The sequence below is a fragment of the Stenotrophomonas sp. GD03930 genome (genome assembly GCF_029839665.1).
In the GTDB taxonomy this organism is placed as follows: domain Bacteria; phylum Pseudomonadota; class Gammaproteobacteria; order Xanthomonadales; family Xanthomonadaceae; genus Stenotrophomonas; species Stenotrophomonas forensis.
In genome coordinates this window covers 122,682-145,983 of sequence record NZ_JAOCAV010000001.1, presented here as the reverse complement: position 1 = coordinate 145,983, position 23,302 = coordinate 122,682, and the positions used below count along the sequence as shown (strand labels likewise).

21 protein-coding genes are annotated in these 23,302 nt (G+C 66.0%); 9 read left to right on the top strand and 12 right to left on the bottom strand.

The annotated features are described in order from the left end of the window. Positions 1–53: 53 nt before the first annotated feature. Positions 54–1,355: an MFS transporter gene (locus N5C18_RS00770; protein WP_053509857.1), complete on the top strand. Its 1,302-nt coding sequence runs from the start codon at positions 54–56 to the stop codon at positions 1,353–1,355. On the opposite strand, the gene N5C18_RS00765 is transcribed toward N5C18_RS00770, so the two are convergent. After that, entirely contained in the window at positions 1,336–1,797 is a 462-nt protein-coding gene (locus tag N5C18_RS00765) for a bacteriohemerythrin (protein WP_279943583.1), read from the bottom strand. The genes N5C18_RS00770 and N5C18_RS00765 overlap by 20 nt on opposite strands. An 85-nt stretch (positions 1,798–1,882) precedes the next feature. After that, positions 1,883–3,226, bottom strand: a complete 1,344-nt coding sequence (locus N5C18_RS00760; RefSeq protein WP_164241044.1) for a diguanylate cyclase — start codon at positions 3,224–3,226, stop codon at positions 1,883–1,885. A 491-nt stretch (positions 3,227–3,717) separates the two neighbouring features. On the opposite strand from N5C18_RS00760, the gene N5C18_RS00755 reads away from it, so the two are divergent. Further along, positions 3,718–4,008, top strand: a complete 291-nt coding sequence (locus tag N5C18_RS00755; RefSeq protein WP_238581863.1) for a hypothetical protein — start codon at positions 3,718–3,720, stop codon at positions 4,006–4,008. Between the two features lie 111 nt (positions 4,009–4,119). Here the strand turns inward: N5C18_RS00755 and N5C18_RS00750 are convergent, their stop codons facing one another. From N5C18_RS00750 to N5C18_RS00740, 3 genes are all read right to left on the bottom strand, one after another. Beyond that, entirely contained in the window at positions 4,120–5,700 is a 1,581-nt protein-coding gene (locus N5C18_RS00750) for an MASE1 domain-containing protein (protein WP_239544169.1), read from the bottom strand. Positions 5,701–5,888: 188 nt separating this feature from the next. Next, the gene (locus tag N5C18_RS00745; protein WP_164241046.1) at positions 5,889–7,493 is read right to left on the bottom strand and encodes an MASE1 domain-containing protein; all 1,605 of its coding nucleotides are present in this window, start codon (positions 7,491–7,493) and stop codon (positions 5,889–5,891) included. Positions 7,494–7,544: 51 nt separating this feature from the next. Further along, positions 7,545–8,822, bottom strand: coding sequence for an FAD-binding oxidoreductase (locus N5C18_RS00740; RefSeq protein ID WP_053509850.1), 1,278 nt, complete (start codon positions 8,820–8,822; stop codon positions 7,545–7,547). A 161-nt stretch (positions 8,823–8,983) separates the two neighbouring features. Here N5C18_RS00740 and N5C18_RS00735 point away from each other — a divergent pair, with 161 nt between their 5' ends. From N5C18_RS00735 to N5C18_RS00705, 7 genes are all read left to right on the top strand, one after another. Further along, entirely contained in the window at positions 8,984–9,745 is a 762-nt protein-coding gene (locus N5C18_RS00735; protein ID WP_279943582.1) for a gamma-glutamyl-gamma-aminobutyrate hydrolase family protein, read from the top strand. Next, positions 9,742–11,136: a glutamine synthetase family protein gene (locus N5C18_RS00730; RefSeq protein WP_006429229.1), complete on the top strand. Its 1,395-nt coding sequence runs from the start codon at positions 9,742–9,744 to the stop codon at positions 11,134–11,136. Before N5C18_RS00735 ends, N5C18_RS00730 begins: the two co-directional genes overlap by 4 nt. A 91-nt stretch (positions 11,137–11,227) precedes the next feature. Beyond that, on the top strand, positions 11,228–12,337 hold the full coding sequence (locus tag N5C18_RS00725) for a polyamine ABC transporter substrate-binding protein (RefSeq protein ID WP_279943581.1): 1,110 nt from the start codon (positions 11,228–11,230) through the stop codon (positions 12,335–12,337). A gap of 188 nt (positions 12,338–12,525) precedes the next feature. Then, positions 12,526–13,662: a polyamine ABC transporter ATP-binding protein gene (gene potA / locus N5C18_RS00720; RefSeq protein ID WP_053509843.1), complete on the top strand. Its 1,137-nt coding sequence runs from the start codon at positions 12,526–12,528 to the stop codon at positions 13,660–13,662. Beyond that, positions 13,659–14,591 (top strand): ABC transporter permease subunit, encoded by a 933-nt coding sequence (locus tag N5C18_RS00715; protein ID WP_279943579.1) that lies wholly within the window; start codon positions 13,659–13,661, stop codon positions 14,589–14,591. Before potA ends, N5C18_RS00715 begins: the two co-directional genes overlap by 4 nt. After that, entirely contained in the window at positions 14,588–15,430 is an 843-nt protein-coding gene (locus N5C18_RS00710; RefSeq protein ID WP_053509840.1) for an ABC transporter permease subunit, read from the top strand. The genes N5C18_RS00715 and N5C18_RS00710 overlap by 4 nt, the downstream gene beginning before the upstream one ends. Before the next feature lie 92 nt (positions 15,431–15,522). Then, complete coding sequence (locus tag N5C18_RS00705; RefSeq protein WP_279943577.1) at positions 15,523–16,887, top strand: NAD-dependent succinate-semialdehyde dehydrogenase; 1,365 nt, start codon at positions 15,523–15,525, stop codon at positions 16,885–16,887. Positions 16,888–17,027: 140 nt separating this feature from the next. On the opposite strand, the gene N5C18_RS00700 is transcribed toward N5C18_RS00705, so the two are convergent. The 7 genes from N5C18_RS00700 to N5C18_RS00670 all read right to left on the bottom strand — a co-directional run bounded on the left by N5C18_RS00700 (position 17,028) and on the right by N5C18_RS00670 (position 23,005). After that, positions 17,028–18,050 carry a magnesium and cobalt transport protein CorA gene (locus tag N5C18_RS00700; RefSeq protein WP_014036582.1) on the bottom strand — a complete coding sequence of 341 codons (1,023 nt, stop codon included), beginning with the start codon at positions 18,048–18,050 and terminating at the stop codon, positions 17,028–17,030. A 6-nt stretch (positions 18,051–18,056) separates the two neighbouring features. Continuing rightward, positions 18,057–19,259, bottom strand: coding sequence for a DUF4105 domain-containing protein (locus tag N5C18_RS00695; RefSeq protein ID WP_279944490.1), 1,203 nt, complete (start codon positions 19,257–19,259; stop codon positions 18,057–18,059). A 62-nt stretch (positions 19,260–19,321) separates the two neighbouring features. Further along, positions 19,322–20,203 (bottom strand): transporter associated domain-containing protein, encoded by an 882-nt coding sequence (locus N5C18_RS00690; protein WP_005408827.1) that lies wholly within the window; start codon positions 20,201–20,203, stop codon positions 19,322–19,324. Between the two features lie 64 nt (positions 20,204–20,267). After that, positions 20,268–20,876 (bottom strand): hypothetical protein, encoded by a 609-nt coding sequence (locus tag N5C18_RS00685; protein WP_180879792.1) that lies wholly within the window; start codon positions 20,874–20,876, stop codon positions 20,268–20,270. Continuing rightward, the gene (locus N5C18_RS00680) at positions 20,876–21,484 is read right to left on the bottom strand and encodes a hypothetical protein (protein WP_279943574.1); all 609 of its coding nucleotides are present in this window, start codon (positions 21,482–21,484) and stop codon (positions 20,876–20,878) included. Before N5C18_RS00680 ends, N5C18_RS00685 begins: the two co-directional genes overlap by 1 nt. 52 nt (positions 21,485–21,536) lie before the next feature. Beyond that, complete coding sequence (ybeY, locus tag N5C18_RS00675; protein WP_053449273.1) at positions 21,537–22,022, bottom strand: rRNA maturation RNase YbeY; 486 nt, start codon at positions 22,020–22,022, stop codon at positions 21,537–21,539. After that, entirely contained in the window at positions 22,019–23,005 is a 987-nt protein-coding gene (locus N5C18_RS00670) for a PhoH family protein (RefSeq protein WP_006429312.1), read from the bottom strand. Before N5C18_RS00670 ends, ybeY begins: the two co-directional genes overlap by 4 nt. Positions 23,006–23,302: the final 297 nt, after the last annotated feature.

Here is a 23,302-nt window from a genome sequence, read left to right as displayed (position 1 = left end):
GCGGCCACCAGCCCGTGGCAGAATCGGGCGATCCACCGTTACCCGTGTTGCCGATGTCGACGACCCGCGCTGCCGCACCGCCCGTGAATTCCCCCCGCCGTGTCCTGCTGGCCAGCCTGATCGGCACCACCATTGAGTTCTTCGACTTCTACATCTACGCCACGGCCGCGGTGCTGGTGTTCCCGCACCTGTTCTTCCCGGACAGCAGCGAACAGGCGGCACTGCTGCAGTCGTTGGCGACCTTCGCGGTGGCGTTCATCGCCCGGCCGGTGGGCTCGGCGGTGTTCGGCCACTTCGGTGATCGCATCGGCCGCAAGGCCACCCTGGTGGCCGCACTGCTGACCATGGGCCTGTCCACGGTACTGATCGGCCTGCTGCCGACCCATGCGCAGATCGGGCTGTGGGCACCGGCGCTGCTGGCGCTGTGCCGATTCGGCCAGGGACTGGGGCTGGGCGGCGAGTGGGGTGGGGCGGTGCTGCTGGCCACCGAGAACGCACCACCGGGCAAGCGCGCCTGGTACGGCATGTTCCCGCAGCTGGGCGCCCCGCTGGGCTTCCTGCTGTCGGCCGGCATCTTCCTGGCGCTGGGCCGCTGCCTGAGCCAGGACGACTTCCTGCAATGGGGCTGGCGCATTCCCTTCGTGGCCAGCGCGCTGCTGGTCGGGCTGGGCCTGTGGGTGCGACTGAACATCCACGAGACCCCCGACTTCAAGAAGGCGCTGGAACGCAAGGCGCCGGTGCGGCTGCCGATGCTGACGGTGCTGCGAGACCATCCGGTGCCGATGCTGCTGGGCACGTTGGGGGCGTTCGCAACCTTCGTGCTGTTCTACCTGATGACGGTGTTCAGCCTCGGCCATGGAACCGCGGTGCTGGGCTACAGCCGCGAACAGTTCCTGCTGATGCAGATGGCCGGCATGTTGTTCTTCGCACTGGGCATCCCGCTGTCGGCACGCTATGGCGACCGCTGGGGCACGCGCCGCACGATGATCGTGGCCAGCGTGCTGATCGTCGGATTCGGCGTGCTGTTCGCACCGCTGTTCCAGCCGCACAGCCCGTGGCTGGTTACCGGCTTCCTGTGCCTGGGCCTGTTCCTGATGGGCCTGACCTACGGGCCGTGCGGCACCTTCCTGGCCGAGATCTACCCGGTGGAGGTGCGCTATACCGGGGCGTCGCTGTCCTTCAACCTGGCCGGCATCCTCGGCGCGGCCCCGGCACCGTACCTGGCCACGTGGTTGGCCGAACACTTCGGCCTGGTCGCGGTGGGTTACTACCTGTGCCTGACTGCGGTGGCCACCCTGTGCGCGCTGGTGGCACTGCACCGGCGCGCACTGCGGCTCAACCAAAGAAGCGCTTGAGCGTGCGTCCCAGCCAGCCGCCGCCCTGGTGCTCGCGGGCGAACTGGTTCAGGTGCGCCTTGACCTGCTCGGCGTAGGCCTGGTCATCGCCACGGATGTGGTTGAACAGCCAGCGTGACAGCATGGTGCGCAGCTCGTCGCTGATGTCCTCGCCGGCCTGGAAGCGCAGCCGGTACTCGGCCACGCGCTTGATGAAGACCTCATGCACACGCTTGTGCGCGGCACAGAACGTATAACCCGCCTCCTCCATCAGCTCTTCCTCGAACGCGAAGTGCGACATGGTGTAGTCGACCACTTCATCGATCACTTCGCCCGCCGCCGCACGCTGCATGCTGGCCTGGGCCACGTGCAGGTGGTTGAGCATCTCGATGATGCGGCGATGTTGCTGATCGATCACATCGATGCCGATGTTCAGATCGTCCTGCCAGACCAGTAGTGCCATCCCCGGCTCCCCTTCATGCGTATGTCGGGGCCGACTGTAGAACCGCGGCGCGCGGGCGGCGTTGATCTGGATCAAGGCGTGCCGGTCAGGGCAGGGCGGGCTCGCGTGGGCGCAACGGACTGGCCATGGTGGTACAGCTGACCCGGTTGCGGCCGCCGGCCTTGGCCAGGTACAGCTGGCGGTCGGCCTCGGAGATCAGCCGGTGCAGCGCATCACGCTGCGGGCGCAGGCAGCACAGGCCGATGCTGACGGTCATGCGCAGGGTGGCCGAGCCGATGTCCACTTCCAGCGCGGCGATGCGCTGGCGCAGTTCCTCGAAGTACAGCAGCGCCTCGTCCTGTTCCATGTCCGGCACCAGCAGGCAGAACTCCTCGCCACCGAAGCGCGCGATCAGGTCCTGGCTGCGCGCGTGCGCGGCCACCGCGCCGGCTACCGCGCGCAGCGCATCGTCGCCGGCTTCGTGGCCGTAGGTGTCGTTGATGTGCTTGAAGTGGTCGATGTCGATCATCGCCACCGCCACGCATTGGCCGTGCAGCTGCAGCTGCGGCAGCTGGCGCTGGCTCTGCTCAAGGAAGCAGCGGCGGTTGGGCAGCCCGGTGAGGAAGTCGCGGGTGGCCAGGTCCTGCAGGGTGCCGATCAGTTCCAGCTGGTCCACGTTCTGCGAGACCCGGCAGAAGAATTCCTCGCGCGAGAAGGGCTTGCGCAGGAAGTCGTTGGCGCCGTTCTTCAGGAAGCGAGGGATCAGTGACGCATCGGTATTGCCGGAGATGCCGATCACCGCCACCTTGTCGCGCGAGCGCAGGGTGCGCAGGCGGCGGGTGAATTCCACGCCCTGCATGCCGGGCATCTCCTGGTCGACCACCGCCAGGCGGATCGCCGGATGCGCCTCGATCGCGGCCAGGCCTTCGTTGCCGTCGGCGGCCTCGTGCACCTCATGGCCGTACATGCGCAGCAGGGCGGCGGCATAGCCGCGCGCGGAGGGCGAATCGTCCACCACCAGCGCCGCGATGCGACGGTTGCGCTCCAGCCGCTGCACCAGCCAGACCAGGTAATCGATGCTGCCAGGGGTGTTCTTCAGCACGTAGTCGATGATCTGCTGCTGCAGCACGCGCTTGCGCAGGTCTTCGTCGTAGACGCTGCTGACCACCACGGTCGGCAGGCCACGCTTGAGGAAGAACTCGACCACCGCATCGCGGTCGCCGTCGGCCAGTACCAGCCCGGTCAGCACCAGGAACCAGCCGCCATCCTCGCTCAGCAGGCGGTCGGCCTCGGCCAGGGTAGAGGCGATCACCACCGGCAGTTCCAGGCGTTGCTCGATGGCCTCGCGCAGCATGCTGGTGAAGGCACGGGAGTTTTCGACCAGCAGGATCCGCTGTGGCAGCGGATCGGCCAGGTCGCCATCGACGGCGGCCTGCGGCAGGACGGGCATGATGCGGTGGCTCACGAGGGAGGGCTCGGCACGGATAGCGGCAGTTTCGGGCGCAACTTTAGCCGGAGCCCTCGGTTGTGGACATATCTGCCCTGCCTGGTTGGGGTCAGTTCGCCGGGAATCTTTAGGACAACAGGGTGAGATTCGAACGCACTCCCTTCATGGCGCTCACAGTGCGGCATGGTTATGCTGGGTCGCGCCACCCCCTACTGGTGCATTGGACACGGCTGCGTCGAACGAAGGAACCCTTCACGCGAGGTCGAGCGCCATCCAGTCGTGGGGTGGCGAAACGGAATTGCCTGGAGCTGTCTTTCCAACCATCCATGGGGGTGAGCGTGAGATTTTCTGAACTGCGAGTGTTGCTTCCTGCCGCTGTCCTGCTTTCTGTGTCTGCTTTCAGCGCATCAGCGTGTTGCCCCAGTGGCGACAACGGAATCCATATGGCTCGGAGCGGTCTGGGAGAATCTCTGCCAGCAGCCACGAATCTGAGTTTGAACCCAAACTGGCTTGTCTATGGGTTCGAGCGTGATGGGATCAGTTACTACCAAGTGAATGATCTCTCGGGTCAGGTCGTGCTGATCGTGGGAAATGTCGACGCCACGTTCTGGACGCTGCCGGCTGGCAAGAGTGCGGCTAAGGTGTCTTTGCCCTCGCATCGACTGAGTTTGCCCGAGAAGGTTGTCCGGCGCGTGGTGTTCCAGAGTGCTCAGTTCTCGTTGGTTGTCTATGGAGAAGGTGCAAGCGCTGTATGGGTCGTCGAGTCTATGGATACCGCAGGCTGAGGACACTCTCGTTGGCGCCACGATTGCGCATATCGACGAAGCAGGAGCCGGGGGGGCGGCTCCTGCCATGATCTGATCGTGCCTGCCTTCCGTTCCGATGGCTGGCAAGAGTCAGGCTATGTCCGCTCGGCTTGCCCAGGCGGCTTGCATGCTGCTTTGCGCGCCGCTGGCTGCGGTCTCCAGGAGCAGCACACGTACGCAGTTCCCTTCGCAGTGCACTTTACCTCCATAGGCTTGTGCGCGGGAGCTCAGACGTTCAATAGCCAGACGTGTTGTGTCGAGTAGCAGATCGCGATCACGGTCCAGCAGAGCGATTCTGAGCAGAATTCCTTGTTGCCCTTTCAATTTCCCACAGCGAGCACGTATCTGGATCTGTCCTTGTTCCTGCTTGAGCAGCAATGAAACGGCCTCGGTGAGAGTGCGGTAGGCCGCCAACTGCAAGGCAATACTCAGTTTGCAGGGATCCCCAGCCAGGAAGGGGGATGTGATCCTGTGTGTCTGATTCCAGCTTTCACGAATGCCGCTGACCTGCAGGGCCAGGTAGAGACCGACGTGCTCGACCTCGGTCGGATAGACCATGCTGGTCAATTCGCGGAATTGGCGGGAATGTGCGGTGGATGTGAGAAGTAGATCCACTGCCGGCGAGTGATGGCCATGTGTCTTCAACAGGTCGGCTGTCCTGCTCAAGGAAGCTTCAATGTCATCCGCGATTCTCCTGAGATCCAGGGCACGCTCCCGCAGATCCATTTCGCCCGCCATATGAGCGGACCTTGATAGTCGTGCAGCCTGGTGCCCGTCTACGTCTCTACGCCCCCGCTGATGATAGTGCCGGCTGATGCGTGAGCCGAGTGCCAGCAGCCCGGTTCCTGCAATGGCGATCAGCTGCTGCGTCGTGAAGGTTCGTTCATCGTATGAGCCAAGGAGGCCGGATGTAGGAGTAACCACTGCAATGAGAATGTTCAACAGGGGGACGCCAACGGCTGCTCCCTGCCAGCCATGAATACATGTCAACACGATCACGGGCAGCGCCATGGTCAACTGCAGACTTGTCTTGCTTGCATCCGACAAGCCAGGGGCCATTGCGGTAATCAGACCCAGTCCCAGCATCACTGCAAGAGCGGCGACAGTCGGGGGAGAGCGCCAGCGTCCCCATTCGTCCATTGCATGGCGCCTGCTCCAGAGAACCGCCAGTGGCGCAACCGTCAGGATGGCAATGTAGTCACCAAGGACGAAGCGTACGGCCCTTGTCGCAATCGGCACGCTTGAAGGGTTCTCTGAAAGCAAGTGAGACAGCCCAAGCTTCAGGGCAGTAGCAATCACTGCGGCTGACACCGCGACCGAAAGCAGCCATCCATCTGCCCTGGCAGTCATGAATTTTCGATGCGCATATACAACCAGAGCAACGGCTGGCAGCAGGAATGCCGAACCCAGGATTACCCATGCCAGGCCATACTCATCTATCAACGGGTAGCGCAGTTGTGCAAAATACGCGTACTCGCCAATAAGCAGGTAGGGCCAGAGGCGAGGTGGACACACAAGCAAAGCCGCTACGCGAATGCCGGCAGGTAGGTAAAACTGGTCCAGCGAAACCCGCCAAGCGGCCCAACACGTAATCGCGTACATCACGGCAATCGCCAGCCCCAAGGGCCGCACGCGGAACGTCAGTTCAATTCCCCTCTTCCACCAATTCAACCCAAGCCTCCAATGCTCGTGACATGGCGGCGGCCCCATTGCTTGTTTGAACGCGCCATTGGGTGACAGTATCCATAGAAGCACGGGCGCGCAATCACACGAGCTGGACCGCCTTGGCGGGGGGGCAAGGCGGTGCCTAACAAAGATCACCTTCGGGTAGTGATCTGCATCTCATTTCTATGAGGAAGTCAGGTTGCGGCCCGCGGAGCACCTGGGTCAATGGAGGATGTACGTCCCCCCAAAGCTTCGGTAGCGCTCGCCTGGCTGGAACCTCCCCGCGCTTCCGTCAATACGATCCTGAGTCTGTTGCCACTCATGTCCATGTGGCCACCATGCACAAGAATTCGGCCCAGCAACTGCTCATTTGCCAGTTCCGTGGTCCGGATTCCCAAAGATTCGTTCCGACCCACGAGGGCTACGCAGATGAATACACCCGGATTTCGGGCGAAATATCCACAGCGGATGCTGACCGAAATCTGTCCGGATTCGCATCTCAGTAGAAGTGATACCGCATCAACTACAAGCCGGTAGGCCGCGAGCTGCAGGCCTACCCCGAGCGCGCAGGGGTCACCCATCAACCTGGGTTGCCCGATTCGATGCGTGGCGTTCCATGCCTCACGCACTCCACCCGCCTGCAAGGCCACGTACAGGCCCAGCCGTTCCAGGGCGGCGGGATAGATCATGCTGGCCTGGGCCCGGAACAGGCGTGAATGCACCTCCGAGGTATGCCGCAGGCTGTCTGCGACAGCGTGATGGCCCTGCGCATGCAGCCAGTTCACCATTTCGTTCAGCGACAGGTCCATGCCATCGCCCAGCTGGCGCAGATGGGCCGCGCGCTCACGCAGGTCCATCTCGCTGGCCAGGTGTGAGTTCCGCGCAAGCAGCAGGGCTGCTCTGCCATCTTCCTCGCGCAACCGGTGCTGGCTCTGGAAGTGGGTGATGCGCGCGCCCAGCAGCAGCAGGGCGATGCTGGCGATGGCCATGGCCTGCTGGGTAGCGAACGTGGCCGGGTCGAATGCCGTCGGATGGTCGGCAGGGGCGCTCAGGCCAAGCATCATGTTCACGGCGGCGACACCGATGGCCGCACCGCGCCATCCCAGCAGGCAGGTCAGGGCGATCGCGGGAATAGGCAGGATCAACAGCAACTGCAGTGAGCCAGGCGCCGTGATCGAGGCAGACACCGGAGTCGCCTGCAGGCCAACGACAAGCATGGCTGCGAGTGCTCCTGCCACGGCAGCAATGGACCGGACCGTCCATTCTTCCTCGGCCCGGCGGATCCACAGCAGAGCCAGAGGCGCCAGGATCAGGATGCCGGTGAAGTCGCCCAGCGCATAGCGCAGCAGGTTGGTGATGAATGACGCGTTGTGCAACGGTTCCCAGAGCAGGTACGAGATCCCCAGGTTCAGCAGGCTGATGACCATCGCGGCGCATGCCGCAATGGAGATCACGCCGACGATCGTGGTGCGTGCCAGCAGCTTCCGGTGCAGGCGCACGATCAGCATCACGGCAGGCATCAGGAACACCGAGGCGAGGATCACCCAGGTCAGGTTGTATTTGCTGATCAGAGGGATGCGCAGATGCGCGAAGTAGGCGTATTCACCGATCAGCAGATAAGGCCAGAGACGGGGCGGGCACAGCAGCAGTGCGGCCACCCGTACGCCAGCAGGCAGGAAGAACTGGTCCAGCGACAGCTTGCGCGCGCCCCAGCAGGCGAAGGCATAGAGCAGCGCCAGTGCCAGCCCCTCGGGGCTGACCCGTATCCTCACCTGCAGGCCGTCCTTCCACCACCGCATCCACGTGCTCCCCCAGCTCCTGCGCCGATTATGTGGCTGGGAAGGGTTCCGCTACCACAACGCGTCCCGCAGCTTGTACCACGACATCGCCGCCACCAGCAGCGGCATCCGCAGCAGCCGCCCTCCCGGGAAGGGCGCATGCCGCAGGCGCTGGAACACGTCCAGGCGCTCGCTCTGCCCCGCAATTGCGGCGGCGATGACCTCGCCAGCCAGCCCGGCGGCGGCCACGCCATGCCCCGAGAACCCCTGCGCGAAGTACAGGTTGCCATCCAGCCGGCCCCAGTGCGGGGCGCGGTTGCGGGTAATGTCCACGTAGCCGCCCCAGACCTGTTCCAGCGGCACGTCGGCCAGCTGCGGGAAGACCTGGTGCATGCGCCGCTGCATCACCCCGTGCAGCCCGGGCGGGGGCAGGGCCGAATAGCTGGCGCGGCCGCCGAACAGCAGGCGGTGGTCGTGGCTGAGGCGGAAATAGTCCAGTGCCCAGGCGGTGTCGGCCACGGCCATGTTGTTGCCGATCAGGGCGCGGGCGCGCTGCGCACCCAGTGGCGCGCTGGCACCGATATAGGTGCCGACCGGCATGATCCGCCGCTCAAGCTCGGGCAACAGGCCCTGCAGCCAGGCGTTGCCGGCCACCACCAGGTGCGCGGCGCGCACGCTGCCCTGCGCCGTGTGCAGCGCGGGTTGGGAGCCACGCTGGATGCGCACCACGGGCGAATCCTCGTGGATGACCACCCCGGCCGCACGTGCTGCATCGGCCAGGCCACGTGCATAGGCCAGCGGCTGAAGGTGCGCGCTGAGCGGGTCGAACATCGCGGCGCGGTAGCGCGGGCTGTCCAGCTGCGCATGCAGGGTGTCACGGTCCCACCACTGCATGGGGTAGTCGTAGTGGCGCTGCAGGTGCTCGCAGTTGGCGCGCAGATCACGCTCGTGACGCTCGCGGATGGCGACGCTGGCGTGGCCTTCCACCCAGTGGCAATCGATGCCATGGCGGTCGATGCGCGTGCGCATCGCCTGCACGGCATCGCGCGACCAGTCGAACAGGCGGCGGGCATCGTCGCGGCCGAGCTGGCGCTCCAGCTCATCCACCTCGCAGCCGTAGCCAACCAGCGCCTGCCCGCCGTTGCGCCCGGAGGCGCCCCAGCCGATCCGCTGTGCTTCCAGCAGGACCACCCGCTGGCCCCGTGCCGCCAGTTCCAGTGCCGCGGTCAGGCCGGTATAGCCGGCGCCAAGCACGGCTACATCGGCCTGCACATCGCCCCGCAGCGCGGGTAGCGCGGGTGGTTCGGGCAGGCTGGCGGCGTACCAGCTGGGTGGGAAGGCAGCGCTCACTGCAGGCCTCGCGCTTGCGGCGCGGATGTTTGGAGTGGGGGAGGGTGATCGGTGTTCACCCGCGTAGTTTCGCCGATGGATGACGGACATGGTGTGACGGTGATGACTTGCCGCGTTCGTCGGCCGGCGGGTAACGTGTCCATACGCCAAGGAGTTTTCCCATGCGCCGCCTGCCCTGGGTGGGCCTGCCCACCGACAGTACCGTGCTCGGCCATCACCGTTTCGCGGTGGCTGGCGAAAAGTACGTGCGCGCGCTGGTCGAGGCGGCCGACGTCACCCCGCTGGTGTTGCCGAGCCTGCAGTCGCCGTTGCCGGCCAGTGACTGGCTGCAGGGGCTCGATGGCCTGCTGTTGACCGGTGCGGTCAGCAACATCGAACCACAGCACTATGAAGGCGGCCGCAGCTGGCCGGGCAACCCGCATGATCCGGCGCGTGATGCCAATGCCTTCGCGCTGCTGCAGGAGGCGCTGGCGCTGGACCTGCCGGTGCTGGCGATCTGCCGCGGCTTCCAGGAGTTGAATGTCGCACTGGGCGGCAGCCTGCATCCGCAGGTGCATGTGGTGCCGGGCCTGGACGACCATCGCGAGGACCCGCAGGCGCCGGTGGAGGTGCAGTATGGGCCGGCCCACGCGGTCACGCTGGCGGCCGATGGCTGGCTGGCGCAGTGGCACGAGGGCGAGCGCGTGCAGGTCAATTCGGTGCATGGGCAGGGCATCGCCCGCCTGGCGCGGGGGCTGCGGGTCGAGGCGGTGGCCGACGACGGGCTGGTCGAGGCGGCGCGCAGCCTGCATCATCGATTCGTGCTCGGCGTACAGTGGCACCCGGAGTGGCGTGTCATGCAGGCGCCGTTCTATCACGCTATTTTCCGTGCGTTCGGCCAAGCTTGCCGGCAGCACCAACAGAACCGACTGGATTCCCGATGAGTTCCCGAACGCGCCCGCGCAAGACGGCCACGCCCCCCGCACCGCAGGAAAGCAGCCTGCTGCGCTGGCTGAAGGAGCGGCGGATCACCGAGGTCGAATGCCTGGTGCCGGACATCACCGGCAACGCGCGCGGCAAGATCATCCCCGCCGACAAGTTCTCGCACGATTACGGCACGCGCTTGCCGGAAGGCATCTTCGCCACTACGGTCACGGGCGAGTTCCCCGACGATTACTACGACCTGACCTCGCCGTCGGATTCGGACATGATCCTGCGTCCGGACCCGGACACCGTGCGCATGGTGCCCTGGGCCACCGACCCGACGGCGCAGATCATCCACGACTGCTACACCAAGACCGGCGAACCGCACGAGCTGGCCCCGCGCAACGTGCTGCGCAGGGTGCTGGACGCCTATGCCGAACTGGGCCTGCGCCCCGTCGTGGCACCGGAACTGGAGTTCTTCCTGGTGCAGAAGAACACCGACCCGGATTTCCCGCTGCTGCCCCCGGCGGGCCGCTCGGGCCGTCCGGAAACGGCGCGCCAGTCCTATTCGATCGATGCGGTCAACGAGTTCGACCCGATCCTCGACCTGATGTACGACTACTGCGACGCGATGAAGCTGGACGTCGACACGCTGATCCACGAGTCCGGCGCGGCGCAGCTGGAGGTCAATTTCACCCACGCCAACGCGATGGACCTGGCCGACCAGGTGTTCCTGTTCAAGCGCACCATGCGCGAATCGGCGATGCGCCACGGCGTGTACGCCACCTTCCTGGCCAAGCCGATGGAGAACGAGCCGGGCAGCGCCATGCACATCCACCAGAGCCTGGTACGGATCAGCGACGGCCAGAACGTGTTCAGTGGCGAGCATGGCGGCGAGGATTTCAGCCCCATGTTCGCCCACTACCTGGCGGGCCTGCAGAAGTATGTGCCGATGGCCATGGCCTTCTTCGCGCCGAACGTGAATTCCTACCGCCGGCTGGTGTTCGGCGAGGTTTCACCAAGCAACGTGCACTGGGGGTTCGACAACCGCACCTGCGGCCTGAGGGTGCCGCTGGATACCCCGGAAAACATGCGCGTCGAAAGCCGTTTCGCCGGTTCCGACGCCAATCCCTACCTTGCCATGGCGGCCACCCTGGCCTGCGGCCTGCTCGGCATCCGCGAGCGCCTGGCACCGGATGCACCGGTCAGCGGCAGTGCCAAGGAACTGGGCTACAACCTGCCGCGCTCGCTGGGCGAGGCACTGGATGGCCTGGAACAGTGCGGCGCGCTGCAGGCACTGCTGGGCGAGCGTTTCTGCCGGGCCTACATCTCGGTCAAACGCAAGGAATACGAGACCTTTTTCCGCGTGATCAGCTCGTGGGAACGCGAGTTCCTGCTGCTGAACGTCTGAGCGTCCGCAATAGAAAAATCCGCCGCCGGGGGGTAGGCTGGCACCCGTTGCCGGCTCCGCCGGCCCCCCTTCCCGCATTCTGGAGCACCCGATGAAGCTGCGTATCCTCACGCTCGGCCTGGCCTCCGCCATGCTCGCCGCCTGCGGCGGTGGCAAAGGTGGCGCGCAGGACAGCCAGGTCCTGAACGTCTACAACTACAGCGATTACATCGCCGAGGACACCATCCCCAACTTCGAGAAGGAGAGCGGGATCAAGGTGACCTACGATGTGTTCGACAGCGATGAGATGGTCGAGACCAAGCTGCTGGCCGGCAACAGCGGCTACGACGTGGTGGTGCCGACCCTGAACTTCTTCGGGCGCCAGATCCAGGCCGGGGTGTTCCTGCCGCTGGACAAGAGCAAGATCCCGAACCTGGGCAACCTCGATCCGGCGGTGATGAAGCGCATCGCCACCCAGGACCCGGGCAACGAGTACGGCGTGCCGTACATGATCGGCACCACCGGCATCGGCTACAACGTGGACATGCTGAAGCAGCGCTTCGGCGGCAGCGCCGACATCGCCAACAGCTGGGACCTGGTGTTCAAGCCGGAAAACATCAGCAAGATGAAGGACTGCGGCGTGACCATCCTGGACACGCCGGCGGACATGATCCCGATCGCGCTGCACTACCTGGGCCTGGACCCGCACAGCGCCGACCCGGCCGAGCTGCAGAAGGCGGCCGACCTGCTGAAGTCGATCCGTCCGTACGTCCAGAATTTCCACTCCTCGCAGTACGTGGGCTCGCTGGCCAATGGCGGCACCTGCCTGGTGGTCGGCTGGTCGGGTGACATCATCCAGGCCCGCGACCGTGCCGAGGAAGCCAGCAATGGCGTGCACGTGGCCTACTCGATCCCGAAGGAAGGCGCCCCGCAGTGGTTCGACATGCTGGCCATCCCGAAGGACGCCAAGCACCCGGAAGCGGCCTACGCGTTCATCAACTACCTGCTGCAGCCGAAGGTGGCCGCAGCCAACACCAACTTCATCCACTACGCCAACCCGGTGCCGACCGCGACCCCGCTGGTGGACGAGGCGATCCGTACCGATCCGACCATCTATCCGCCGGCCGATGTGGCCGAGAAGATGTTCACCTATTCGATCAACACGCCGGCGACCGACAAGCTCTACACCCGGCTGTGGACCGAGGTGAAGACCGGGCGGTAAGCCGGTCCGGCGGCGCCGGGCGATGCCCGGCGCCCGCTCCCCGGGAGGGAGGCGGGCCTTGCCCGGCAAGGGCAGTGGCCGCGCAGGCGCGGCCCGACCGGCCCCGCCCGCCTGTTGCCGTCATATCCCCTGCGCCCCCGGGCCGTTAGAATGGCGGCCGCTGTCCACCGCCCGCTCCCGGAGCCCCCATGCCCGTTGAAGCCCAGCCGGTAGCCGCCGTCGTCGACACGACGGGTGTGCCCGGCTATCTCTCCATTCGTGACCTGCGCAAGGAATTCGACGGTTTCGTCGCCGTCGACGACGTCAACCTGGACGTGCGCAAGGGCGAGATCTTTGCCCTGCTCGGTGGCTCCGGCAGTGGCAAGTCGACCCTGCTGCGCTGCCTGGGCGGCTTCGAGACGCCCACCAAGGGCAGCATCACCCTCGATGGCCAGCGCCTGGACGCACTGCCGCCGTACCAGCGGCCGGTCAACATGATGTTCCAGTCCTATGCGCTGTTCCCGCACATGACGGTCGAGCAGAACATCGCCTTCGGGCTGAAGCAGGATGGCCTGGGCAAGGACGCGATCAGCAAGCGCGTCGGCGAGATGCTGGAACTGGTGCAGATGGGCCACCTGGGCAAGCGCAAGCCGCACCAGCTGTCCGGTGGCCAGCAGCAGCGCGTGGCGCTGGCGCGGTCGCTGGCCAAGGGGCCGAAGCTGCTGCTGCTGGACGAGCCGATGGGCGCCCTGGACAAGAAGCTGCGCTCGCAGATGCAGCTGGAACTGGTCAGCATCATCGAATCGTCGGGCGTGACCTGCGTGATGGTCACTCACGACCAGGAAGAAGCGATGACCATGGCCACCCGCATCGCGGTGATGGATGCCGGCTGGATCCAGCAGGTCGGCAAGCCGGACGAGGTCTATGAGCAGCCGGCCAACCGCTTCGTGGCCGAGTTCATCGGGTCGGTCAACCTGTTCGACGGGGTGATCGACGAGGACCTGCCCGAGTACGTGACCGTGCGCTCGCCGCTGTTCCCGGCACCGATCTACATCGCCCATGGCATCACCGGTTATGAAGGGCAGCCGGTCGCGTTCGCGCTGCGCCCGGAGAAGGTGATGATCGGCAAGGACGAGCCGGAAGGGCACACCAACAAGGCACAGGGCGTGATCGAGGACATCGCCTATTTCGGCAGCCACTCGGTCTACCACGTGCGCCTGCCCAGCGGCGCCAAGGTGCTGGCCAACTTCGCCAACTCGCAGCGCTGGGCCAGCGATGGCCTGACCTGGGGCGACAGCGTGTGGGTGCACTGGCGCGACAACGATGGCGTGGTGCTCACCTCATGAGCGTCGCCGGCCTGAAGCGCTGGCTGCCGGGGCTGCGTGCCACGGTGATCGGCATTCCGTACCTGTGGCTGCTGCTGTTCTTCGCAGTGCCGTTCCTGATCGTGCTGATGATCAGCTTCTCGCTCAGCCGGGTCGGCTCGCCGCCGTATACCTGGCTGCTGCAGTACGCTGACGGCGGCTTCTCGCTGAAGCTGAACCTGGAAAACTACCTGGCGCTGTTCCGCGATTCGATCTATGCGCAGGCGTTCCTGAGCTCGATCAAGATCGCGGCGATCTCGACCTTCCTGACCCTGCTGATCGGCTACCCGATGGCCTACGCCATCGCCCGCCTGTCGCCGGCCGCGCGCAACGTGGCGATGATGCTGGTGGTGCTGCCGTCGTGGACCTCGTTCCTGATCCGCGTGTATGCGTGGAAGGCGATCCTGGACCGCAACGGCCTGCTTGACCAGTTCCTGCAGTTCACCGGCCTGCAGACGTTGATGACCAGCCTGGGCCTGCCCAAGCTGCAGCTGATCGACACCCCGACCGCCGCCTACATCGGCATCGTCTACTGCTACCTGCCGTTCATGGTGCTGCCGCTGTACGCCAACCTGGTCAAGCACGACCACCGCCTGCTGGAGGCGGCCTACGACCTTGGTGCCAAGCCGTGGCAGGCGTTCCTGCGCATTACCCTGCCGCTGTCGAAGGCGGGCATCATCGCCGGCTGCATGCTGGTGATGATTCCGGCGATCGGTGAATTCGTAATCCCGGAAATGCTGGGCGGTTCGGAGACGCTGATGGTCGGCCGCCAGCTGTGGAACGAGTTCTTCAACAACCGCAACTGGCCGGGTGCCTCGGCGATGGCGGTGGCGATGATCCTGCTGCTGCTGGTGCCGATCCTGCTGTTCAACCGTTCCCAGCAGCGCCTGCTGGAAGGAAAGCAGGCATGAGCCCGCGCACCGCCAAGGGCCTGGGGCTGGGCGTGCTGCTGCTCGGCTTCGCCTTCCTGTACCTGCCGATCCTGTTGCTGATGTTCTATTCGTTCAACAGCTCGCGGCTGGCGATGGTCTGGGCCGGGTTCTCCACCCGTGCCTACAGCGACCTGTTCGCCGACCGCGCGCTGATGGATGCGATGTGGACCAGCCTGGTGGTGGCGTTCTGGACCGCCTGTACCGCCACCGTGCTGGGCACGCTGGCGGCGATGGTGATGACCCGCTTCAAGCGCTTCCGCGGCAAGCCGCTGTTCGGCGCCCTGGTCACTGCACCGCTGGTGATGCCGGACGTCATCCTCGGTTTCTCGCTGATGGCGCTGCTGGCCTCGATGGGCACGATTCCCGGCTTCCCCGCGCGCGGCCTGGCCACCATCTGGATTGCGCACGTCACCTTCACCCTGTGCTTCGTCACCGTGGTGGTGTCCTCGCGCCTGCAGGAAATGGATCTCTCGCTGGAAGAAGCGGCGATGGACCTGGGTGCCAGCCGGCTGACCGTGTTCGGCCGCATCACGTTGCCGATCATCGCCCCGGCACTGGTGGCAGGCTGGCTGCTGGCCTTCACCCTGTCGCTGGATGACGTGGTGGTGGCCAGCTTCGTCGCCACGCCGGGTTCGACCACGCTGCCGATGAAGGTGTTCGCCTCGGTGCGCATGGGCATCAGCCCGAAGATCAATGCACTGGCAACGCTGCTGGTGTCGGCGGTATCGATTGCCGCGGTGATCGGCTGGTACATCAATGCACGCGCCGAGAAGCGGCGCCAGCGCGACCTGCAGCTGGCGCGGCAGGACAACGGCTGAGGTCTGCCGGCAGGGCCGGCAACAACAGCGCCGGCAACATCCGGCTCACGGCCGGCGGCGCACAATGGGGGTCTTCCTCAAGGAGATCCCCCATGACCGTCGAGATCGTCGATCCGGCCACCGGCCTGGTCACCTACCGCCATGAACTGATGGGCGCTGCCGATATCGAGCAGCGCCTGCAGGCTGCCGCCGAGGCCTTCCCGGGCTGGGCGGATCGCTCGTTGCAGGAAAGAGGCGCCATCCTGCGCCAGATCGCCGCGCAGCTGCGCGCACGCCGCGACGACCTGCAGCAGGCGATGACCCATGAAATGGGCAAGCTCAAGGCCGAAGCGCTGGCCGAAGTGGACAAGTGTGCTGCGGCCTGCGAGTACTACGCCGACCACGCCGCTGACTACCTCAAGCCACAGCTGATCGACACCGAAGCCCAGCGCAGCTACGTGCGCTACGAGCCGATCGGCTGCGTGTTCGCGGTGATGCCGTGGAATTTCCCGATCTGGCAGGTGTTCCGTTTCCTCGCGCCGGCGTTCATGGCTGGCAATGTGGCCCTGCTCAAGCACGCCAGCAACGTGCCGCAGTGCGCCGACCTGATCCTGGCGGTGTGCCGTGACGGTGGCCTTCCCGAAGGCGTGTTCGATGTGCTGCACATCGACAACGACCAGGCCGCCGACGTGCTGCGCGACGCGCGGGTGAAGGCGGTGACATTGACTGGCAGCGAACGGGCAGGGCGCTCGATCGCGTCCAATGCCGGCAGCCAGCTGAAGAAGTCGGTGATGGAACTCGGCGGCAGTGATGCCTTCGTGGTGCTCGACGATGCCGACCTCGACAAGACCGTGGCGGCGGCAGTGAAATCACGCTTCGACAACAGCGGCCAGACCTGCATCGCAGCCAAGCGCTTCATCGTTGTCGATGCCGTGGCCGATGAATTCACCCGTCGCTTCGTTGAGGCGGCGGGCGAGCGCCAGTACGGGGATCCGGATGAGCGTGGTACCACGCTGGCGCCGATGGCCCGCGCCGACCTGCGCGACGAACTGCACAAGCAGGTGCAGGCCAGCGTGGCCAGGGGCGCGCGGGTGCTGGTCGGTGGCGAGCCGATTGCCGGCACGCATGCCGGCTATCCGGCCACGGTGCTCGATCAGGTGGGTCCGGGAATGCCGGCGTACGACGAGGAACTGTTCGGGCCGGTGGCTGCAGTGATCCGGGTCAAGGACGAGGCCGAGGCGCTGCGCGTGGCCAATGACACCCGCTTTGGCCTGGGCGGCAGCGTGTGGACCCGCGACCCGGTGCGCGGCGAAGGCTTTGCCCAGCGGATGGAGTGTGGCGCCGCGTTCGTCAACGCCATCGTCAAGAGTGACGCGCGGTTGCCGTTCGGTGGCAGCAAGCAGTCTGGCTTCGGCCGCGAGCTGGCCGACCACGGCATCCATGAGTTCATGAACATCAAGACCGTCTACGTGGCCTGATGCCGAACGGTAGTGCCGGCCGCTGGCCGGCATTGCCTGGTTGCCGGCCAGCGGCCGGCACTACCCAAGGCGGGTCATGTGCCACGACCCACGGTCGTGGCCTACCGGTTTGGTGGGTATCGACCGTTGGTCGATACGCTCTACAGCCACTTGGCGCGTTTGAACAACCGGTACAACCCCACGCACACGCCGCCCACGCCGACGATCATCAGCGGGTAGGACCACGGTTCACTCAGCTCCGGCATGTGGCTGAAGTTCATGCCGTACCAGCTGGTGATCAGCGTCGGCGCGGCCAGCAGGGCGGCCCAGGCACCGAGGCGCTTGACCGTCTCGCCCTGCGCCAGCGTCACCAGCGACAGGTTCACGCTCAGCGCGGTGCCCAGCATTTCGCGCAGGGTGTCGATCACATCGCTGATGCGCACGGCGTGGTCGTGTACGTCGCGCACGTACAGCTTCACTTCGTCGGGGATCAGATCGCCCTGGTAGCGGCGCAGCTGCGCCAGCACGTCCTGCAGCGGCGCCACCGCCATCCGCATCTTGTTCAGTTCGCGCTTGAGCTCGTACAGCCGCACCACGGTGCTGCGCTTGTAGTTGTCAGCGAAGATGTCCTTTTCCAGCAGGTCCAGGGTGTCGCGGAAGCGATGCACGATCGGCAGGTAGTTGTCGACCACGAAGTCGGTCACCGCGTACAGGCAATACGACGGGCCCATCTTCAGCAGTTGCGGCTCGCGCTCGACGCGCGCGCGAACCGGCGCGTAGGACAGCGATGCACCATGGCGCACCGTCACCAGGAAGCGCGGGCCGAGGAAGGCATGCGTTTCGCCATACTGGATGCGCTCATCGACCATCTGCGCGGTGGTCACCACCACGAACAGCGAATTGCCGTAAGTCTCGACCTTGGGCCGCTGGTGCGCGTTGCGCGCATCCTCGATGGCCAGGTCGTGCAGGCAGAATTCCTCCTGCAGTTTCAGCAGGACATCGTCGTTGGGATCGTACAGGCCCACCCAGACGAAGCCGTTGCCACTGGCAATGACATCGCTGATGGCGTCCAGGCTGATGTCGTGGCGTTTGCCCTCGTCATCGTAGTGGACGCAGTTGATGACGCAGGCGGGGTTGGCCGAGGCAGGTGCGGAAGCGGAGGCGGGCAATGACATGCCCGCCATCGTGCGTCAGGGGCGTGTTTCGGACAAGTGAGGACGACGCCCCAGCACCCACGCCAGGGCGACGTGCACCGGCAGCAGCAGCACGATCCACTGCACGTTGTACTGCGCCTGCAGGCTCAGCCAGTGCAGTACCAGCGCGGCCACGGCCTGTACCGCCAGCAGCCACAGCACGATCCTGAACATGCGGCCCGGCACGCGCCGGCGCAGCACGGCGATCGCGCCCGGCAGCAGCAGCACCGCCAGCGGCGAAAGCAGCAGCAGGTTACGGTTGGCCCAGGCGGCGTAGTGGGTGCTGAAGCCCCACAGGAACACCAGCAGGCTGCCGGCGATGGTACACAGCAGCCAGAACGGCAGGGCCAGCCCGGCCAGCAGCCGCAGGCGGCTGCGCAGCGCCAGCACGCCGGCGGCGATCACCAGGCCGCACAGCAGCCACGGCCACCAGCGGCGCGCGAATTCCTTCGGTTCCGGGTCGATGCGGTGCGGCAACAGTTCCTGTTCGGACTGCACCAGCGGTCGTCCATCGCTGTTGCGTGCCTGGCGCAGCGCATCGGCCAGACGCATGGGTACGAACGCTTCCTGCCAGCGCGACAGCGGCTGGTCGGCGAACGGGCCGAGGCCGACGTCGAAGCCCAGCCACATCCACGCTGCCGGCGAGGCCAGGCGCACCGATTCACTGCGATAGGTGTTGCCGCGCGAGCGCCCCGACAGCTGCGATTGCAGTCCGCCGCCCAGCGCCTTGTCCACGGTATCGCGCACCATCGTGGCGCAGTTGGCGGTGTAGTAATCGTAGTGGTAGCGCGCGTTTTCCGGCTTGGCCCGCTCGGCCAGGTCGGCGGCCAGCGCTCGCGCCTGGTCCGGGCGCAGGTCCAGCCACTGCACGCTGGCGCCACGGCCGGTCTCGTCGTAGTACGACAGGTCCTGCTGCAGCGGCAGCGCCACCAGGTAATACATCATGTCGCCGCGCATGAAGCGGCTGATGAAATCATCTTCGGACGGATCGAAGTAGCCGAAGTTGTACGAGGTCGCTTCGCCGCTGGCCGGATCGATCACGACGATGGCGTCGTGGCCGAAGCGCTCGAAGAACACCGTGCCCGGCTGCATGGTCACCACGCCGATGCGCGGGGCAGGAGCCTCGGCGCTGGCAACGGGTGCAGCAGGTGCGGGTGTGGTTGCCGCCGGCTGCGCGGAGGCGGCCAGCGGCAGGACCATGGCCAGCACGCACAGTGCCAGCCACACCGTCAGGCGCAGTGCCTGGACAGGGCCGCCGCGCTTCAAGCGTCGTCCTGCGCGTCCGGCGGCAGCACGGTCACGTGGAAGGCCTGCACCCGACGCGCATCGGCGCGAGCCACGCGGAACATGAAACGATCCAGCGCCAGCTCGTCACCGACTTCCGGCAGGTGGCCCACGGCCTCGGTGACCAGGCCACCGATGGTGTCGTAGTCCTCGTCGGAGAACGTGGCACCAAAGCGCTCGTTGAAGTCGCCGATCGGAGTCAGCGCGTCGACCACGTACTGGCCGTCGGACTGGATGGCGATCTGCGCCGACGGATCCTCGGCTTCGTCATGCTCGTCGTCGATCTCGCCGACGATCTGCTCCAGCACGTCCTCGATGGTGACCAGGCCGGCGACACCGCCGTACTCGTCGACCACGATGGCCATGTGGTTGCGCGACAGGCGGAATTCCTTCAACAGCACGTTGAGCTTCTTCGCCTCCGGAATCAGCACCGCCGGGCGCAGCAGCTCGCGCACGTTGGCCGGGCCGTTGTCGGCGACCACGCCGCGCAGCAGGTCCTTGGCCAGCAGGATGCCCAGGATGTCGTCCTTGTTCTCGCCATGAACCGGGAAGCGCGAATGGCCGGATTCGACCACCTGCTTCATCAGTTCCAGGAAGGGCGCTTCGACCGGCAGCGAGACCATCTGCGAGCGCGAGATCATCACGTCGCCCACGGTCAGCTCGGCCACCGAAATGGCGCCTTCCATCATCTTCAGGGTATCGGCGGCGATCAGCCCCTCTTCCTGCGCGGTGTGCAGGACCGCGACCAGCTCGTCGCGGGTGTGGGGTTCGCCGGAGAAGGCGGACGTCAGGCGTTCAAGCCAGCCGCGCTTCTTTTCACTGTGCTCCGCAGGGGAGCTACTACTGTCGTCTTCTGACATCTCTGGAAAAAAGGCACCCGGCAGGCCGGGCGTTGGCCCCAGTCTAGCAGGATGTGACGGCCTGTCAGTGACCGTCGCTGCCGGGCCCGGTGATCGGCGGCGGGGCCAGTTCAGGCCGCGCGGGGGCTTCTTCCTCGGGCAGGTCCAGGCTGTAGGTGCAGCCGGCCAGGGTCTTGCCGGGATGGGAGGCCACGGTGGAGACGCTGAGGATGATCGACTCGATCTGGGCCTCACCGGTCTTCGGGTCGGTCACATCACGGCTGACCAGTTCGCGGCCGGCCATGAACTTGCCGTCCTGGTCGTAGCCGGTCTCCAGCCCCAGCCGCTTGGCCAGCGGCCGTGGGTCGGCCTGGTCAAGCACCGCCATGATGCTGGCGCCGGCCACCGCCACCCGCTCGGTGGCCACGCCGAAGACGGTGATCGGCTGGGCCAGCCGGTACTCGCTCATGAACTGGTTGCCCTGCGGCAACGGCTGCAGGCCCTGGGCCACGGCCTTCAGCGGGTCGGCCAGCAGCGGCGCCAGCGCGCCGAGATCGGCCACGCGCTGCCGGCACTCGATCAACGCCGGCAGGTCCAGGCTGGAGGCGAAGGCAGGCGGGGCGGCAAGGGCACCCAGCAGGATCAGGCAGCAGCGCAGTGACACGGGCGGTATCCGCAGGCGGTGGGGCGCCATCATAGCCCCGAGGAACGGGTGAACGGCCGGGTGATACGGCGGGCGACACCAATCATCACTGCGCGCAGGAGCATCAGCGGCAGGGTAATCAGCACCGACAGCATCGCGAGGTGGACCAGCCCCGCGATGGCCCAGGCCACGGTCGGCACCAGCCCAGCGTCCATCAGCCAGGGCACCGGGTTCGGCCCGGCATTCCGGATCAGCATCATGTAGACCGCGGCGAGTACGTACAGCACCAGCAGCGAGGTGCGCGAGGCATGGAAGAACGGCAGCCCATTGGCGGGCCGGCCCAGGCGTCGTTGCAGCATCATCCGCCACAGCACCGGCAGCGCCAGCGCACCCGCCAGCATCAGCAGCATCGAGATCGTCAGCAGGCCGGGGCCGTGTGCGGGCTGCGCCCGGTCGTTGAGGTACGGCCCGATCATGCCGATCGCCAGCCCTGCCACCAGGCAGAGGGGCGACAGCAGCGCCAGGCCGCGCAGCAGCCAGTGCTGCCCGGTGGGATCGGTGGCAGCGATGCGCCGGACGGTGCGCACGCCCAGCACCAGCAGGGCGGCGAAGAGGCCGCCCACGATCAGTAGCGTGATGAAGCTGCCTTGCTGGATCATCCTTGTTCCTCGTGTTTTCGTTATGGACCCGGGGGATGGCCGCCCGGCCTGCTCAGCGCTCGCCGGCGTACGGATCGGCGATGCCGAGCTCGGCCAGGATCTCGCGCTCCAGCTGTTCCATCGCCTCGGCTTCCTTGTCGTCCTCGTGGTCCCAGCCGAGCAGGTGCAGCACGCCGTGCACGGTCAGGTGCGCGTAGTGGGCATTGAGCGCCTTGCCCTGTTCATCGGCTTCGCGGGCCACTACCGGCGCGCAGATCACCAGGTCGCCGAGCAGCGGGAACTTGACGCCCTTGGGCAGGCCTTCGGGCATTTCGGCCGGGAAGCTGAGCACGTTGGTGGCGTAGTCCTTGCCGCGGTAGTGGCGGTTCAGCGATTGCCCCTCCTTCGCGTCGACCACGCGGATGGCCAGGTCGGCCTCGCGGATGCGGCCCTTCAGTGCGGCGGCCACCCACTTGCGGAAGCTGACCGCCGCCGGCAGGCCGGTGCGCGGCAGGGCGTAACTGACGGCGACGTCCAGTCGCACGGGACCACGGGTCATGGAGTTGCTCCAGGCTGGATCTGATGCAGGTCGCGGCGGTCGTAGGCGCTGACGATGCGCGCGACCAGCGGGTGGCGGACCACGTCGCGGGATTCAAAGAAGGTGAAACTGACGCCCTCGACCCCCCGCAGCACATCGATGGCGTCACGCAGGCCGGAGCGGACGTGCTTGGGCAGGTCGGTCTGGGTCAGGTCGCCGGTCACCACCGCGGTGGAACCGAAGCCGAGACGGGTCAGGAACATCTTCATCTGCTCGATGGTGGTGTTCTGCGCTTCGTCCAGGATCACGAACGCATCGTTGAGCGTGCGGCCGCGCATGTAGGCCAGCGGCGCGATCTCGATGACGTTCTTCTCCAGCAGCTTGACCACCTTCTCCACGCCCATCATTTCATACAGGGCGTCGTACAGCGGTCGCAGGTAGGGATCGACCTTCTGGCTCAGGTCGCCGGGCAGGAAGCCCAGCTTCTCGCCGGCCTCCACCGCCGGGCGCACCAGGATCAGCCGCTGCACGCGCGATTCATTCAGCGCTTCGACCGCGCTGGCCACGGCCAGGAAGGTCTTGCCGGTACCGGCCGGGCCGATGCCGAAGTTGATGTCGTGGGTGGCGATCTGGTGCAGGTAGCGGCCCTGGTTGGCACCGCGTCCGCGCACCGTGCCGCGCTTGACCTTGATTGCCACGTCCTGCGCTTCGTAGGAGCGCTCGGCGATCTGCTCGACGTTGGCCTGGGCCAGGCGCAGATGGATGGCATGGTTGTCGAAGGTGGTCTCGCCGGCCTCGGCGTACAGCGCCTCGACCAGCTTCTGTGCTTCGACGATGGCCTCTTCCGGTCCGCTGATGCGGAACACGAAGCCGCGGTTGGCGATCTCCACGCCGAGCTTCAGCTCGATCTGTCGCAGATGCCCGTCAAACGGACCGCATAGGTTGGCCAGCCGCTCGTTGTCTTCCGGCGACAGGGTGAAGTCTCGATGCTCGATGCTTTTCATTGATCGGGTAGGGCGGAAGCCTTGCACCACAGTGGATTCAGGCAGCAAGGGTAGCGCGCGGCAGGGTCACACGGCCAGCGCCGGGCGTTTTCCACATGGCGTGTGGACCGGGCTGGAAGAAAGCTGTGGATAGACACCTTCGTCCCTTGTGCCACAGGCTCCATGAGCCGATGGTGAAAAAAACGTCATGACCGGCGGAGAGGGGGGCGCGCCGGAAACTTGACGGCGGCCGGGTCGCGGATGACTATCAGCCCGGAGCCCCAAGGGAACAGGGTCTTCCGCAAGGATCGGCGCAGC

Bases quoted from the DNA above. Each gene is read 5' to 3' on its own strand.
- N5C18_RS00770 (WP_053509857.1), top strand. From the start codon at position 54: ATGTCGACGACCCGCGCTGCCGCACCGCCCGTGAATTCCCCCCGCCGT.
- N5C18_RS00765 (WP_279943583.1), bottom strand. From the start codon at position 1,797: ATGGCACTACTGGTCTGGCAGGACGATCTGAACATCGGCATCGATGTG.
- N5C18_RS00760 (WP_164241044.1), bottom strand. From the start codon at position 3,226: ATGCCCGTCCTGCCGCAGGCCGCCGTCGATGGCGACCTGGCCGATCCG.
- N5C18_RS00745 (WP_164241046.1), bottom strand. From the start codon at position 7,493: ATGCGGTGGTGGAAGGACGGCCTGCAGGTGAGGATACGGGTCAGCCCC.
- N5C18_RS00735 (WP_279943582.1), top strand. From the start codon at position 8,984: ATGCGCCGCCTGCCCTGGGTGGGCCTGCCCACCGACAGTACCGTGCTC.
- N5C18_RS00730 (WP_006429229.1), top strand. From the start codon at position 9,742: ATGAGTTCCCGAACGCGCCCGCGCAAGACGGCCACGCCCCCCGCACCG.
- N5C18_RS00725 (WP_279943581.1), top strand. From the start codon at position 11,228: ATGAAGCTGCGTATCCTCACGCTCGGCCTGGCCTCCGCCATGCTCGCC.
- potA (WP_053509843.1), top strand. From the start codon at position 12,526: ATGCCCGTTGAAGCCCAGCCGGTAGCCGCCGTCGTCGACACGACGGGT.
- N5C18_RS00715 (WP_279943579.1), top strand. From the start codon at position 13,659: ATGAGCGTCGCCGGCCTGAAGCGCTGGCTGCCGGGGCTGCGTGCCACG.
- N5C18_RS00710 (WP_053509840.1), top strand. From the start codon at position 14,588: ATGAGCCCGCGCACCGCCAAGGGCCTGGGGCTGGGCGTGCTGCTGCTC.
- N5C18_RS00705 (WP_279943577.1), top strand. From the start codon at position 15,523: ATGACCGTCGAGATCGTCGATCCGGCCACCGGCCTGGTCACCTACCGC.
- N5C18_RS00700 (WP_014036582.1), bottom strand. From the start codon at position 18,050: ATGGCGGGCATGTCATTGCCCGCCTCCGCTTCCGCACCTGCCTCGGCC.
- N5C18_RS00695 (WP_279944490.1), bottom strand. From the start codon at position 19,259: ATGGTCCTGCCGCTGGCCGCCTCCGCGCAGCCGGCGGCAACCACACCC.
- N5C18_RS00690 (WP_005408827.1), bottom strand. From the start codon at position 20,203: ATGTCAGAAGACGACAGTAGTAGCTCCCCTGCGGAGCACAGTGAAAAG.
- N5C18_RS00685 (WP_180879792.1), bottom strand. From the start codon at position 20,876: ATGGCGCCCCACCGCCTGCGGATACCGCCCGTGTCACTGCGCTGCTGC.
- N5C18_RS00680 (WP_279943574.1), bottom strand. From the start codon at position 21,484: ATGATCCAGCAAGGCAGCTTCATCACGCTACTGATCGTGGGCGGCCTC.
- ybeY (WP_053449273.1), bottom strand. From the start codon at position 22,022: ATGACCCGTGGTCCCGTGCGACTGGACGTCGCCGTCAGTTACGCCCTG.
- N5C18_RS00670 (WP_006429312.1), bottom strand. From the start codon at position 23,005: ATGAAAAGCATCGAGCATCGAGACTTCACCCTGTCGCCGGAAGACAAC.